Origin of the sequence: Egicoccus sp. AB-alg6-2, assembly GCF_041821025.1 — a bacterium.
Taxonomy (GTDB): Bacteria; Actinomycetota; Nitriliruptoria; order Nitriliruptorales; family Nitriliruptoraceae; genus Egicoccus.
In genome coordinates this window covers 416,396-430,720 of the sequence record NZ_JBGUAY010000001.1, presented here as the reverse complement: position 1 = coordinate 430,720, position 14,325 = coordinate 416,396, and the positions used below count along the sequence as shown (strand labels likewise).

Annotated in this window: 15 protein-coding genes; 3 read left to right on the top strand and 12 right to left on the bottom strand. The window is 71.1% G+C overall.

The genetic code is table 11. The annotated features are described in order from the left end of the window. Positions 1 to 4 precede the first annotated feature (4 nt). The 5 genes from ACERMF_RS02130 to ACERMF_RS02110 form a co-directional block, all read right to left on the bottom strand. Positions 5 to 856 (bottom strand): ABC transporter permease subunit, encoded by an 852-nt coding sequence (locus ACERMF_RS02130; protein WP_373667361.1) that lies wholly within the window; start codon positions 854 to 856, stop codon positions 5 to 7. Beyond that, on the bottom strand, positions 846 to 1,811 hold the full coding sequence (locus ACERMF_RS02125; protein ID WP_373667360.1) for an ABC transporter ATP-binding protein: 966 nt from the start codon (positions 1,809 to 1,811) through the stop codon (positions 846 to 848). The genes ACERMF_RS02130 and ACERMF_RS02125 overlap by 11 nt, the downstream gene beginning before the upstream one ends. Then, positions 1,808 to 2,500, bottom strand: a complete 693-nt coding sequence (locus ACERMF_RS02120) for a TetR/AcrR family transcriptional regulator (protein ID WP_373667359.1) — start codon at positions 2,498 to 2,500, stop codon at positions 1,808 to 1,810. Before ACERMF_RS02120 ends, ACERMF_RS02125 begins: the two co-directional genes overlap by 4 nt. Positions 2,501 to 2,740: 240 nt before the next feature. Further along, positions 2,741 to 3,634, bottom strand: coding sequence for a heme o synthase (locus ACERMF_RS02115; protein WP_373667452.1), 894 nt, complete (start codon positions 3,632 to 3,634; stop codon positions 2,741 to 2,743). Between the two features lie 68 nt (positions 3,635 to 3,702). After that, the gene (locus ACERMF_RS02110; protein ID WP_373667358.1) at positions 3,703 to 3,996 is read right to left on the bottom strand and encodes a hypothetical protein; all 294 of its coding nucleotides are present in this window, start codon (positions 3,994 to 3,996) and stop codon (positions 3,703 to 3,705) included. 110 nt (positions 3,997 to 4,106) lie between these two features. On the opposite strand from ACERMF_RS02110, the gene ACERMF_RS02105 reads away from it, so the two are divergent. The 3 genes from ACERMF_RS02105 to ACERMF_RS02095 are packed head-to-tail and all read left to right on the top strand — an operon-like array spanning position 4,107 to position 7,376. Beyond that, positions 4,107 to 5,060: a heme A synthase gene (locus ACERMF_RS02105; protein ID WP_373667357.1), complete on the top strand. Its 954-nt coding sequence runs from the start codon at positions 4,107 to 4,109 to the stop codon at positions 5,058 to 5,060. Between the two features lie 4 nt (positions 5,061 to 5,064). Beyond that, positions 5,065 to 5,886 carry an SGNH/GDSL hydrolase family protein gene (locus tag ACERMF_RS02100; RefSeq protein ID WP_373667356.1) on the top strand — a complete coding sequence of 274 codons (822 nt, stop codon included), beginning with the start codon at positions 5,065 to 5,067 and terminating at the stop codon, positions 5,884 to 5,886. Between the two features lie 26 nt (positions 5,887 to 5,912). Beyond that, positions 5,913 to 7,376: a PQQ-binding-like beta-propeller repeat protein gene (locus ACERMF_RS02095; protein WP_373667355.1), complete on the top strand. Its 1,464-nt coding sequence runs from the start codon at positions 5,913 to 5,915 to the stop codon at positions 7,374 to 7,376. 56 nt (positions 7,377 to 7,432) lie between these two features. On the opposite strand, the gene ACERMF_RS02090 is transcribed toward ACERMF_RS02095, so the two are convergent. The 7 genes from ACERMF_RS02090 to ACERMF_RS02060 form a co-directional block, all read right to left on the bottom strand. After that, positions 7,433 to 8,134 (bottom strand): hypothetical protein, encoded by a 702-nt coding sequence (locus ACERMF_RS02090; protein ID WP_373667354.1) that lies wholly within the window; start codon positions 8,132 to 8,134, stop codon positions 7,433 to 7,435. Positions 8,135 to 8,171: 37 nt separating this feature from the next. Beyond that, on the bottom strand, positions 8,172 to 8,504 hold the full coding sequence (locus ACERMF_RS02085; protein ID WP_373667353.1) for a cytochrome C oxidase subunit IV family protein: 333 nt from the start codon (positions 8,502 to 8,504) through the stop codon (positions 8,172 to 8,174). 43 nt (positions 8,505 to 8,547) lie between these two features. Further along, positions 8,548 to 9,141, bottom strand: coding sequence for a heme-copper oxidase subunit III (locus ACERMF_RS02080; protein ID WP_373667352.1), 594 nt, complete (start codon positions 9,139 to 9,141; stop codon positions 8,548 to 8,550). Between the two features lie 84 nt (positions 9,142 to 9,225). Beyond that, complete coding sequence (ctaD, locus tag ACERMF_RS02075; protein ID WP_373667351.1) at positions 9,226 to 11,211, bottom strand: cytochrome c oxidase subunit I; 1,986 nt, start codon at positions 11,209 to 11,211, stop codon at positions 9,226 to 9,228. Positions 11,212 to 11,291: 80 nt separating this feature from the next. Next, positions 11,292 to 12,395: a cytochrome c oxidase subunit II gene (gene coxB, locus ACERMF_RS02070; RefSeq protein ID WP_373667350.1), complete on the bottom strand. Its 1,104-nt coding sequence runs from the start codon at positions 12,393 to 12,395 to the stop codon at positions 11,292 to 11,294. A 265-nt stretch (positions 12,396 to 12,660) separates the two neighbouring features. Beyond that, on the bottom strand, positions 12,661 to 13,413 hold the full coding sequence (locus ACERMF_RS02065; RefSeq protein WP_373667349.1) for an ABC transporter permease: 753 nt from the start codon (positions 13,411 to 13,413) through the stop codon (positions 12,661 to 12,663). After that, positions 13,410 to 14,318: an ABC transporter ATP-binding protein gene (locus ACERMF_RS02060; protein ID WP_373667348.1), complete on the bottom strand. Its 909-nt coding sequence runs from the start codon at positions 14,316 to 14,318 to the stop codon at positions 13,410 to 13,412. Before ACERMF_RS02060 ends, ACERMF_RS02065 begins: the two co-directional genes overlap by 4 nt. Positions 14,319 to 14,325: the final 7 nt, after the last annotated feature.

Here is a 14,325-nt window from a genome sequence, read left to right as displayed (position 1 = left end):
GTGGTCATACGCCGAGGTCGCGCTGCCGGTAGCGCAGCACCCCGGCACCCCCCGCGATCACCGTGAGCGCCGCGAGCAGCGCCAGGCCGCCGACGTCGAAGCCCTCGATCAGCGGATCGCCCCCGAGGTACCACGACCAGGGCGAGACCGTGGTCAGCCATCCGAGCCCGTCGACGGACGGCCCGATCGCATCCGCCAGGAAGGCGACGACCGCGACCACGGCGCCGGTCGCAAGGGCGACCCCACGACGGCCGCTCGCTGCGCCTGCCGCGAGCGCCAGGGTCCCGATCGCGACCACGAGCATCAGCAGGCCCACGACGCCGGCCAGCAGGGCGGAGGTGGCGAGGTCGATGTCGAGGGCCGCGACCAGCGCCGCGGTGACGACGAAGACCGTCGTGACCAGAACCGCGCAGCCCAGCCACAACGCCAGCAGGCGGTCCAGATAGATCTGCGTGCGGGAGACCGGGTGGGTCGCTTCGAGTTCCAGCGTGCCGTCCTCCTCGGCACCGGCGATCAGGCGTGCGCCGGTGCCGATGGCGAACACCAGGGCCAGCGCCGGACCCAGGATCCCGAACACGGTCGACTGCAGGTAGCCGCCGGGTGTGCCCATCTGGTCGTAGCCCATGGCCTGGACCATGCCTTCGGGCAGGTTCTCGACGAAGACGGCGATGTCGGCGCCGTCGCCCATCGCCGGATAGAAGCTGGTGTAGACCGCGGTGACGGCGGCCATGGCGATCGTCCACAGGATCAGGGATCGACGCCGATCCCGGAGCACGCCGCGGAACACGGCCAGCGGCCGGCTCCGAGGCGTTGCGGGTGCGTCGCGACGCGACGGCGTGATGGTGTCAGCGGCCATGCGTGGCCACCTCCTCCCCGGGGGCGGTCGTCTCGTGGACAGGCAGCCGGTAGAAGTCGAGGAACAGGGCCTCGAGTTCGCGATCCTGCGCAGACCAGTGCACGACGCGATGCCGCGCGGCCGCCTTGAGCAGCGCATCAGGCTCGCCGCGCAGCAGGCAGGTCAGCTCGCTTCCGTCGACAGCGACGTCCTCGACACCCGGCAGGTCGCGGAAGTCGTCGACGGGAGCGGCGCCGTCGAAACGCAGGCTGATCTCCTGGCCGGCGTGGTGGCGCAGCGTGCGGACGTCGTCGGTGTCGACGATCTGTCCCGAGCGGATGATCGCGACGCGGCCCGCGACGTCCTCGACCTCGGACAGCACGTGCGAGGACATGAACACGGTGGCGCCGTCGGCCTGGGCCTCCCGGACCAGGCCGAGGAACTCGTGCTGCAGCAGCGGATCGAGGCCACTGGTGGGCTCGTCCAGGATCAACAGCTCCGGCCGGTGCAGAAAAGCCTGGATGACCCCGACCTTCTGCCTGTTCCCCTTCGACAGGCCGCGGATGGGCCGGTCGAGGTCGAGGGCGAACCGTTCGGCCAGTTCACCGATGCGCTGCGAACCGACGCCGCCGCGCAGGCCGGCGAGGTAGCCCAGCTCCTCGCCGGCCGTCCGCTGGCCCGCCATGTTCAGCTCGCCGGGCAGGTAGCCGATGCGGGCGCGCAACGGCGGCCCGCCAGCGGCCGGTGCCTGGCCGAGCACCTCGACCCGGCCGGCCGTGGGCCGCAACAGGTCGAGCAGCACCCGGATGGTGGTGGACTTCCCGGCGCCATTGGGGCCGAGGAACCCGAACACCTCGCCCCGGCGCACCTCGAGGTCGAGGCCGTCGAGGGCGCGGACGGGGGGCTTGCGTCGCCAGGGTGGTCCGGTGACGTAGTCCTTCACCAGGCCGTCGACGCGGATGGCCACGTCATTCACGACTCGTCCTCCTCGATCTGACGCAACTGCGTGCGCAGTCGCTCGTACACCTCGGGTCGCAGCAGGCCGGCGCCCATGACGTCGAGGCCGGGCCGGAAGTAGGGCAGGGCGTCCATCGGGTCGCCCCCCAACAGGTCGGCCCCGAGCGCGCGGGCGACGTGTTCGTGCAGCACGAGCGCCCCGAGCGACCACAGGGTCAGCACCGCGGCCCGGCCGTGCGGGTCGTCGGTCGGGGTCAGCACGCCGGCCTCGACCCCCTGCTGCATGTAGTCGACGGCGTCGGCGATCAGGTCGTCGACCAGTTCGGCGACGTGTGGCGACCCGTCGACCAGGGTGCGGGCGAGGTAGGCCAGCAGCGGCGGTCCGTCCCCGTAGGTCCGGAGGGCGGCCAGCGGATCCATCCCCGGCCCCTGGGCCATCGCGGCCGACTTCTGCTCGCGCACGAGCGAGGCGACGTGCTGGTCGCAGGCGATCCGCAGGTCGTCCTTCGAACCGAAGTGGTGGATCACCAACGCGGGGGAGACGCCTGCGGCAGCGGCGATCGTTCGGACGCTCGTCGCCGCCACGCCCTGGTCGGCGAAACAGGCGATGGCGGCGTCGCGGACCCGCGCCCGTGCGGTGCGGTCCGTGTCCCGCTCGCCCGCTGGTGGCTCCACCTCGACTGAACTCATGTTCAGCATGTTAAACATGCGTTCAGTCGCCGTCAATGGGTCGGGCCTCATGGGCGTGCGTGCCGGTTCGGGCGCGGGATGTCCGTGGCCAGCGACCGGCGTGTCACCACGGTTGCGATCCCGACGATGTGACGTGAGAACGCGGTGGTGACAAGAGATCGAGGTGGACCTCGCTCTGACGTCACCGCCTCGGTCTGCCATGACACGGTGACGCCAGCTGAACGTGGTGACGTGCCGTGGGCACCGATGCCGACCGAGTCAGAGCACGGCGTCGACCGCGGCGGCGATGAAGATCAACGCCACGTAGACGGTCGAGTAGTGGAACAGCCGCATCGCGTCGGCCACCGTGCGGGTGCGTCGCAGCCGGTGGGCCAGCAGCAGCCACCCCACGGTCAGCCCGACGGCGACCGTCGCGAACATCCACCCCAGTCCGGCGCCGACGACGGTGATCAGCACGATCGACAGCAGCAGGTAGCTGTAGAGCAGGATGTGTCGGGTGGCCTCGTCGTTGCCGTGCACGACCGGGAGCATCGGCAGGCCGGCGCGGGCATAGTCCTCGCGGTACTTCATGGCGAGCGCCCAGAAGTGGGGTGGCTGCCACCAGAACATGACGGCGAACAGCAACCACGGGGTCGCGTCCGCCAGGGTCGCCCCGGGGACCGCCACCCAACCGGTCAGCACGGGCATGCACCCGGCGATCCCACCGATCACCACGGCCTGGCTGGTTCGCCGCTTGAGGCCGAGGGTGTAGACGAAGACGTAGAACAGGATCGCCGAGGTTGCCAGGAGCGCGGCGAGCAGGTTGACGAAGGCCCACAGCCAGGCGAAGCCGGCGACCCCGAGCACCAGCCCGAGCACCAGCGCGTGCGGGGCCGGCACCTCGTCGGTGGCGGTCGGCCGGGCCGCGGTGCGGGCCATGATCCGGTCGATGTCACGATCGATGACGTTGTTGAGCGCGTTCGCGCTCCCGGCCGACATCGTGCCGCCCAGGACCGTCGCGATCACCAGCCAGGTACCCGGCCAGCCACGCGCCGCCACGACCATCGACGGGACCGTGGTGACCAGCAGCAGTTCGATGATCCGTGGCTTGGTGACCAGCACGTAGCGGCGCACGGCGGCGCGACGCGACTCGTAGCGGCCGCTGGCGTGCATGGGACCGACGGTGGCGGCGGACGCCTCGTCGGTCGGACGGGTGGCGCCACCGTGGCTGGGGGACGGACTCACGAGCGGTCCCCGGCGACCCGGGCCTCGCGCCACATGCGCAGCCCCAGGACGGCGAGGACGATGCCGGCGCCGATCGCGGCGGTGTAGAGCACGCCGTGCACCGCGACGAACGCGGTGGAGAACTCGCCCGCGTCCCGGACGAGGTTGTTGATCCGCGTTCCCCACAACCAGAACTGGAACACCGCCAGCGCCAGCAGCACGACACTCCGTCGCCGGTGCCGCCGCACGGGGGTGCGGACGACGCCGTCATCGGTGGCGGCGTCGCGGGCGGAGGGAGCGGCGGTGGACACGGTGTCGGGTCCTGCGGAGCAGTGGGCGGGCGTCCTCAGGGTATTCGTCCCTCGCGCGACACCGCGACCCCGGGAGGGGGTGGGCGCGCTGACGCAGGTACCCTCCGCGCATGTCCGCTCCCCCCGCGCCTGCCCAGCTGCGCCTGTTGCGGCGGTTCGCGCTGGCCGCGCTGCTCACCAACATCGGCATCGTGTTCACGGGTGGCCTGGTGCGTGTGACCGGCTCCGGGCTCGGCTGTCCGACATGGCCGACCTGCGACGGCGAGACGATCGCCCCGCGGCCGGGCTCCGAGCACGCGACCTGGCAGACGGCCGTCGAGTTCGGCAACCGCCTGCTCACGTTCGTCGTCCTCGCGGCGGTGATCGCGGTGTTCGTCCAGGTCCGGCGAACCCGCCCGCACCCGAGGTCGCTGGAGCTGCTCGCCTGGGCGTTGCCGCTGGGTGTCGCCCTCCAGGCGATCGTCGGCGGCATCACGGTGCGCATGCAGCTGTCGCCGATCACGGTCGCCGTGCACTTCCTGCTCTCGATGGTCCTGATCGCCCTCGCCACCGTGCTCCTCGAGCGGGTGCGGGCCATCGGCGCCCCCGCTGACGGACCTGCACCGCCGGCGGGCGTCCGCGTCGCGACGACGGCCCTGCTCGTCGTCTCCGCGGCCGTGCTGGTCCTGGGAACGATCGTCACCGGTGCCGGACCCCACGCCGGCGATCCGGGCACGCCGCGACTCGGCATCGACATCCGGTTCGCCGCCATCGCCCATGCCGACGCGGTGTGGCTGCTCGTCGGCCTCACCGTGGCGCTGGTCGCGGTCACGTGGCGCACCGGTCCTGCGGGGCTGCGGCGAGCGGTCCGGGTACTGCTGGTGCTCGAGTTGGTGCAGGGCGCGATCGGCTACACGCAGTACGCCCTGGGCATCCCCGAGGCCCTGGTGGCGATCCACATCCTGGGCGCGACCCTCGTCTGGACCGCGTCGGTCGCCTGCTGGACGCGGGCCCGCCCCCGGCCACATCCGGCGGAGGCGCCGGTGGACGCGCCGAACGCGGCGGCGGGCGTCCGGGCGAGGTGATGCGGTGACTGCGCCGCTGTCGGTGGTCGTGCTCGGCGACTCCACGGCGTTCATGGACGAGCACGGTCCCCAGCTGCCCGGGGCGGAGCACCTCTATCCCAACGTGATGGCGCGCCACCTGCAGGACGAACTCCGGCGCAGCGTCGAGGTGACGGTCGTGGCCAGGCCCGGCCAGACCGTGCGCGAGGCCGCGCACGCGGTGCTCAAGGACCAGCACCTGCAGTTCGACGTGCTCGCCAAGGCGGACGCTGTCGTGGTGGGTCTCGGCAGCTTCGATCACGCGCCCGCGGGCGTGCCGGCGCTGCTGGAGGCGACCTTGCCCTACCTGTGGCCGGCCGGCGTCCGGCGCGGGGCACGGCGGCTGTCGCGGTTCGCCTACCCGCGTCTGGTGCGCGCGACCGGGGGACGTCTCCGGCGCACCCCCGCGCGGGAGTTCGAGCGCCTGATGAGCCAACTGCTCGACCAGGTCCGGGGCCTGACCTGGGGGCGTGCGGCCGGGGTCGTGCTCGGTCCGACCAGCCACCGCGCCGCCTACTACGGCCACCGCCATCCCCGCTTCGAGGCCGCCGAGGTCCACCAGCTCCGACTCGCCGGCGCCCACGGGTTCGTGCCCGTCCCGGCCTGGGAGCACGTCCTTCCCCACGTCGAGGCGCTGAACGTCGACGGCATCCATTGGCCGCGCGCCGCCCATGCCCGCATCGGCGACGCGGTCGCGCGGGCGCTGCTCCCACCGCTGCGGGGCGAGGCGCCGAGGATCGGCCTGCCTCCGAAGGTGGCGGCCGCCGTGGCCGCCGCGCAGGCGGGGGACGCCCAGCCGGGTGCCTGACCGCCCCGAATCCCTACGGTGGGACGGTGGCGCGGAGGACCGACATCGGCGAGCGGACCTGCGGGGATTGTGGCGAGGTCTGGGGGAGCTCGCGCGCCCGCTTCTGTGGCCGCTGCGGGGCGGCGCTCGTCGGGAGTACGCCGGCCGCACCGTGGATCGCGCGGACGTGGCCCGGACGGTGGCGCACCCTCGTGCCGGTGTTCGCCGGCGTCGTCGCCGTCACCCTGCTCGCCACGTGGTCCGGCGCCTGGTCCGGCGCCTGGACCGGTGCCCCCACGAGGCCGCCGGAAATGCGCGTCGAGGTACCTCCGGAGCCGCCGCCACCCGCGCCCACGCCACCGTCACGCGCCGACACGCCTCCCGTGCCGGTCCGCTGCCGCACCTCGGTCGACTGCATCCGGTGGCGACTGCCCCCGACGCCGGCCGGTGCGGGATCCCCGGCGGTCACCCGGAACGGTCACCTCGTCGTGGTGACCGCTGACGGGCTCGCGGGCTTCGAGGTGCACTCCGGGACGCTGCGCTGGGAACTCGCCTGGGGCGACGGCACCCGGGCAGCCGACGCCTCGCTCGCCCCCGTACACGGCACGGATGCGGTCGTCGTCGTGGTCCCCGAGCGGGTCCTCGCCGTCGCCGCCGGCACCGGCGAGGTGCTGTGGGACGAGGCGGTCGAGGGGGCTCGGACGGCCCGCTCGGCCCGGGCCGTCGACGATCGGTGGTATCTCGCCGTCCGGGTGCGGGAGGGACCGGCGCCGACGTCGTTCGTCGCGGCGGTGGCCGTAGACGGCGCCACCGGCGCGACCCGGTGGCGGGAACAGGACGCCCATGCCGTGTTCAGCGCCGACGGTCCGGTCCTGCAGGACACCGAGGGCGGGCTCCGCGGCCTCGACCCGGCCGACGGCAGCGAACGCTGGGCCGTGGCGACCGGGCGGCCGTCGGCACGCCTGATCCCGCTCGGTTCGCGACTGGTGGTGTCGTCACGTGACGACGGGCTCGTGGTCGACACGCACGACGGCACCATCCTCGAGCACCTCGACCGCCCCATGTCCAGCCTGCTGGTGCGCGACGACGTCATGGTGTGGGGCGCCGCCGACCGCGTCGACTACCTCGACGGTGGCGGGCGTCGGTGGCAGCGCACGATCGAGGATCTCGACGGTTGCTGCAGCGGCTTCGACCTCGACGCCGAGTCGGTGACCGTGCTCACCGGCGGTCGCGAACTGGTCCGCCTCGCGCGCGACACCGGCGCGGTCGAGTCGCGAACGCCGCTGTCGGGGCAGCTGGCCGACCACACCACGGCGTGGCTGCAGGGCCGGCTGCTGGTCGTGCCCGTGCCGGGGACGTCCGGTGGCCTGGCGCAGATCCACGACGCCAGGACGGGCGCGCACGTCGCCGACGTCACGGCCGAGGCGACGGGGCTGGCACACACCGACGCCGGCGACTGGCTCGTGTTCGCCCCGGGGCTCGGCCTCACCCTGCGCGCACCATCGCCGTGAAGGGCGCGAGCCGGCCCCGCAGGGCCGGCTCGCATCGGTCGTGCGATTCGGCGGACTCAGCCCTCGGCGCCCGCGACGGTGCCGACGCCGGCCATCTGCGGATGGATGGCGCAGAAGAAGTACCACTCCTCGGGCAGCTCGTCCCAACCCATGCCGTCGCCGCGGTAGACCGTCTCGTCCTGGCCGGTGATCGTCTCGGTGACCAGGATGTCGGCCCCGGGTGCGGGGTCGTCGGTGGTGCCGTCGAGTTCGGCGATGACGACGTTGTGCGGGACGCCGACCTCGCGGTTCTCGAAGACGAACAGCAGCACCTCGGCCTCGGTGGACGGGGTGACCTCCCAGGTCTCTGCCGGTTCACAACCGGCGTCGGTGTCGAGGCAGAACTCGATGGAGTTCTCCGACACGATGTGGGGCGCGTCGTCAGGGACGACCAGCAGCGGCTGGGCGTTGATGTTGCGGTCCTCGTCGGCGATGTCACCCAGCAGGCCCGCGGCATAGGCACCACCGAGCGCGAACGGCACCACGGCGGCGAACGCGATGACCGCACGACGGCTGCCGTCGAGCCGGTCCTGCGAGCTCGCCAGCGAGGCGGTGAGCAGGATGCCCGCAGCGGCGACGGTGGCGACGGCGAGTGCACCCTCGTGGGTGTTGTAGAGCAGGATCGCGGCGACCCCGCCGATGACCAGCGCCATGGCGAGCAGGACGGCCAGCGGCAGCACGATCGGGAGGAACACCCGGTTGCGGAACTCGGTCTTCACGGAGCAGGCCTCGCTGGTCGGACGGGCGGTGCGTCGGTCAGATGGTCGGTGCCTGGTCGAAGAACATCACGACCAGCGTCGCGGCGTACAGGCCAACGGCCAGGAGCAGACCGCCGTAGAGGAACCGGCTGTAGAGCTTGGTGTCGAACCGCAGGTGCATGAAGAAGCCGGCGACCATGATGAACTTGATGATCATCAGCACGACCAGCAGCGGGATGCCGAGCACGCCGAAGTCGACGAAGTAGGTCGAGACCTCGAGCGCGGTGAGGATCGCCAGGATGATGGCGATGCGCACGTACTCGCGCGGGCCCGGGTGGTGGTCGTCGTGGCCGTCGGCGTCGGTCGGCGTGTGGGTCTGCGTGCTGCTCATCGAGCGTCCTCGTCGGTTCCTGGGTCGGTGGCGCCGGACGGCGTCAGCTGCCCATCGCGAGTTCGGGGATCAGGTAGACGACGGTGAAGATGATGACCCAGATGATGTCGACGAAGTGCCAGTACAGGCCGATCATCTCGGTCTTGAGGTCCTGGTTCGGCTTGACCTTGCCGGTCAGCGTCAGCGAGTACAGGCTCAGCAGCAGCAGGATGCCGACGAAGACGTGCAGGCCGTGGAAGCCGGTCAGGACGAAGAACGCGGACGCGAAGGGGCTCTCGGTCAGGTTGAGGCCCTCGCGGTAGAAGACGGTGAACTCGAACACCTGCCCACCGAGGAACACCGCGCCCTGCCCGGCCGTCGCCAGGATCCACATCCGCATGCGCCGCATGTCGCGACGCACGTGCGCGTTGTGGGCGAGCACCATCGTCAGCGAGCTCATCAGCAGCACGAACGAGCTGATCGAGGTGAAGGGGATGTCGAAGATGTCCACGTTCGGGCCACCGGCGGTGGCGTCGAGGTAGAGGATGTACGCCGAGACGAAGGCTCCGAAGAACAGGAACTCCGAGCCCAGGAACACCCACATCGCAAGCTTGCGGTGGTCGAGACCCAGGGTGGTCTCGTGGACGCCTGCCGCCACGTCTGCTGCCTTCCGGTGTCGCCGGTCCCGTCACGCTCGTGTGTCGCGGCGGGACCGCAGGTTGCTGTCAGGGGTGTTGGCGGGTCAGTGGGCCGCGACGCCGGAGCGCGTGGCCGCGGGATCCTCGACGACGGGATCGTCGTCGTCGCCCTCGGCGACGGGCTCGATGACCCAGCCGAAGTAGCCGATGATCACCCACACGACGCCGATCACGATCAGCCACGGGGTCGGACCGAGCAGCCCGTACGCCAGCGGGAGGAACCCGAGGCACATCACCAGCGGCCAGTACGACGGGTCGGGCATGTGGATGTGCCCACCGTCGACACCGTCGTGCGCCGCGTCCGTGCCGTCACCGACCTCGGCCTCGCGCGCGTGGGCCGCGTCGGGCTCGACGTGCTCGGACGACGCGCCGGCCGGGACGGCGACGGGCTGTCCCGCCTCGTCCTCGGCGTACTTGCGGTGCCAGAACTCGTCGCGGTGGCTGACGCTGGGGATGGTGTCGAAGTTGTAGTGCTTGGGCGGCGAGGCGGACAGCCACTCGAGCGTGCGTGCGTCCCACGGGTCGGGCCCCGACGCGACCCCCGAACGGATCGAGGTGATCAGGTTGAACAGGAACACCAGTGCGGACACCACCAGCACCAGCAGGCCGATGGAGCTCATCAGGTTGTACAGCTCCACCGCACCGCCGAGTTCCGCCGGCAGGATCGCGGTACGCCGTGGCTGACCGAGCAGACCGGACATGTGCATCGGGCCGAAGGTCAGGTTGAAGCCGAGCAGCCAGGTCCAGAAGTGGAGTTTGCCGAGCTTTTCGTCCATGAGCCGGCCGGTGACCTTGGGGAACCAGTAGTAGATCCCCGAGATGAGGCCGAACAGCGCGCCACCGAACAGCACGTAGTGGAAGTGCGCCACGACGTAGTAGGTGTCGTGCTGCTGGGCGTTGTGCGGCACCACCGCGTGGGTGACGCCGGACAGGCCGCCGATGGTGAACATCGACACGAACCCGATGGCGAACAACATCGGCGTCGTGAAGCGCAGCTTGCCGCCCCACATGGTGAAGACCCAGTTGAAGATCTTGATGCCGGTGGGGACGGCGATGAACATCGTCGACAGCGCGAACGCCGAGCGGGCGACCGGGCCGATCGCCGAGGTGAACATGTGGTGCGCCCAGACCCCGAAGCCGATGAATCCGATGGCCGCACCGGCGAAGGCCACCGCCGCGTAGCCGAACAGCGGCTTGCGGCTGAAGACCGGCAGCACCTCGGACACGATCCCCATCGCCGGGAGGATCATGATGTAGACCTCGGGGTGCCCGAAGAGCCAGAACAGGTGCTGCCACAGGATCGGGTCGCCACCGGTGGCCGGGTTGAAGAACTGGGCCCCGAACACGGTGTCGAACTGCAGCATGAACAGCGCGACCGCGATGATCGGCATGGCGAACAGCAGCAGGAAGTTGGTGACCAGCGACATCCAGATGAACATCGGCATGCGCATGAACGTCATGCCGGGGGCGCGCATGTTCAGGATCGTGGTGATGAAGTTGACCGCGGCCGACAGTGAGCTGACGCCCAGCAACTGCAGACCGATGGCGTAGAACGCCATGTTGGACACCGAGTCCAGCGACAGCGGGGCGTAGCCGACCCAGGAACCGTTTGGCGCGCCACCGAGCAGGAAGCTCGAGTACAGGAAGATGCCACCGAACAGATACATCCAGTAGCTGAAGGCGTTCAGGCGCGGGAACGCGACGTCACGTGCGCCCACCTGCAGCGGGATGAGGTAGTTGAAGAAGGCCGCGGACAGCGGCATGACGACGAGGAAGACCATCGTGATGCCGTGCATCGTGAAGGCCTGGTTGTAGATCTCGGCCGTCACCAGGCTGTTCTCGGCCTGGGCGAGCTGCGCCCGGATGACGCCGGACTCGACCCCGCCCAGGAAGAAGAACACCAGGACGGTGAAGAAGTACATGATCCCGATCTTCTTGTGATCGGTGGTCGTGATCCAGCTCGAGAAGCCGGTCTCGGCCGTCGGGCGCGAGAACACGCTCCGCCGAGGAGTCGTCGTGCTGTGCGACATCGTGGTTCCTCGTTCCGTAGCCGCCGTCTGCGTCGTGGTGCGACGTGGCCGGCGCCACCGTCGACTCGTGGTGCGGTGGATCACTCCAGGGCAAGCAGGTAGGCCACCAGGGCGTCGATCTCTTCGTCGGTGAGGTTGAGGTTGGGCATGCCGACCCCGTTCTGCGGCTGCATCGGCTTCATCGCCGGCGGGTCCCGCAACCACTCGCGAAGGTTCTCCTCGTTGGTCTCGAAGATCGCACCGGCGAATTCCTCGCGGCTCGCGAAGTGGGTCAGGTCGGGCCCGATCGAGGGTGCACGTGCCCCCTCGCCGTTCCACACCTGGTGGCAGGCGGCGCAGCTGCGCTGGCCGATGTCGGTGTCGAACTGCGCCCCGAACAGCTCGGCGCCCTGTGCGGCGAGGTCGTCACCGGGCTCGGCCGCGGGGGCGGTCTGCTGTTCCACCCAGGCGTCGAAGTCCGCCTGTTCCATCGACTCGCCGCGGATGCGCATGTTCACGTGGGACAGGCCGCAGTACTCGGCGCACATGCCGAGGTAGCGGTCCGCCTCGTCGGCCTGGATGTTGAGGTAGGTCATCTGACCCGGGACGACGTCCTGCTTGCCGGCCCACTGCGGGATCCAGAACGAATGGATCACGCCGCGGTCGGCGTCACGGCCCGGATCGGCCGCGGTCATCTCGAGCCGGACCGGGGTGTCGACCGGGATGACCAGCTCGTTGGCCGTGTAGATGTCGAAGTCCTCGTAGTAGAACTCCCACCACCACCGGTGGCCGATGACCTGGACGGTCATGAAGTCGCCGTCGGGTTCGTCCATGGTGGAGAAGATCATCTGCACCGTGGGCACCGCGATGCCGGCCAGGATCAGCGCCGGGATGACGGTCCAGAAGATCTCGAGGCGGGTGTTGCCGTGCACCTGGACCGGCAGCGACCCGTCGTCGTCGGGGCGTCGGCGGAACTTGATCACCGAATAGATGATCAGGCCCTGGACGAGGATGAACACGAACAACGCGATCGCGAACACCGGGCGGATCAGGTCGTGCGGCCCCTGGGCATACGGACCCGCAGGGTCCAGGGCGCTCTGCGGCGCGGTGCACGCCGCCAGCAGCAGCCCGAGGGCGGGCACGAGGATCGTGGTCACCCGCATCCGACGACGCGTCGCGGCGCGCGTGGCGGTCCGGTCGCGCAACGTGGCTCTCCTCACGGTTTTCCGAGCTGGTCCTCAACGGGGCGAAAGGCCCCGGGACGGCGCGACGAGCCCGGGTTCCGGACTGCCGTGCACGCGAGGAGAGCCCATGTCGTCGTCGGGCCGACCTCGGGCGCGGAGGGTAGCCGTTCGCCCGGGCGGGCACCCAACCGGACCGGCGCGACGCGCGGTGCCCGGCGAGCGCGCGACCGCCCCGCGACCGCCGGCGCGACTGCGGGTGTGACCGCCGGCGCGACCGGCCAAGCGTTCAGGGCTCCCAGCGGAAGCGGCGGGCCGCCAGGCCGATGGCGACCACCCCCCAGCCGCCCACGACCCCGAAGGCGCCGGCGGCGAGACCCTCGCCCGCGAACGCGCTGCGCAGTACCTCGCCGAGGGCCCCGAGTGGCAGCGCGCGCCCGAATGCCGCCAGGCCCTCCGGGAGGGCCGCCGCGTCGAAGGCCACGCCGCTGATCACCATGAGCACGAGGAAGAGCGCGTTCGACAGCGCCAGCGTCGCCTCGGCGCGCAGCGTGCCGGCCATGAGCAGGCCGAGTCCCGTGAACGTGACCGCGCCGGCGAGCACCCCCAGGGGCGCCAGCAGCAGGCCACCCTGCGGCCGCCATCCGAGGACACCGGTCGCCAGCGCGACCACCAGCAGGGTCTGGACCGCGAGGATCGCCGCGACGGCGAGTCCCTTGGCGAGCAGGAACCCCCAACGTGGGAGCGGGGTGCCACCGAGCCGTTTCAGCACGCCGTACTTGCGCTCGAAGGCGGTTTGGATCGCGACGGCGACCAACCCCGTCGCCGCGACGGAGATCGCGACCGCGCCGGGTACGAGGAAGTCGACCGCACGGGCGTCACCGGTCGGGAGCACGTCGACCACGGAGAAGAACCCGAGGATGCCCAACGGGATCCCCAGGGTGACGATCAGCGACTCGCCCGAGCGCATCACCATGCGCAACTCCATGTTGGCCTGGGCCAGCACCGCGCGTCGGAGCGGTGTCCTGCGCTCTCCGGTCACGACGCGCCCTCGGTCAGACGCAGGAAGACGTCCTCGAGGCTGACCCGGCCCGCCTGCAGGTGACCGAGCACGACGTCGTGGTCGGCGAGCCAGCCGGCCAGCGCGGCAACCAGCCGTGGGCCGTTGGGCGCGTGCACGACGTAGCGCCCGGGACGTACCTCCTCGACCTCGGCGCCGACGGCGGCACCGAGCGCGACCACGTCGAGGCCCTCACGTGCCGAGAACGTCAGCTCCCCCCGCTCGCCGTGGGTCAGCTCGTCGGGGGTGCCCAGGGCGACCAGCCGCCCGTGGTCGATGATCGCCACGCGGTCCGCCAGTTCCTCGGCCTCGTCGAGCAGGTGGGTGGTCAGGACGACGGCCACCCCCTGCTGCTGCAGTTCGCGTACGTGCTCCCAGGTGAGGCGGCGGGCGGCGGGGTCGAGCCCGGCCGTCGGCTCGTCGAGGAACACGACCTCGGGTCGGCCGATCACCGCCATCGCCAGCGAGAGTCGTTGCTTCTGGCCGCCGGAGAGGTCGCGGAAGCGTGTCCGTCGCGCGTCGCCGAGCCCGACCCGCTCGAGCAGTGCCTCGGGATCGAGCGGGTCGGCGTAGTAGTTGGCGAACAACCGCAGCACCTCGGCCGGCCGCGCCATCGGGTAGACCCCGCCCTCCTGCAGCATCAACCCCATCCGGGACCGCAGCCGGGCACCGTCGCGGTGGGGATCGAGGCCGAGCACACGCACCGTGCCGGCGTCCGGACGCCGGAAGCCCTCGCAGCACTCGATGGTTGTGGTCTTGCCGGCGCCGTTGGGCCCGAGCAGCGCCAGCGTCTCGCCGCGGGCGACCTCGAGGTCGAGCCCGTCGACGGCCAGCGTGCGGCCGTACCGCTTGCGCAACCCGCGGACCTCGATCGCGGCTTCGGACACGGGCACA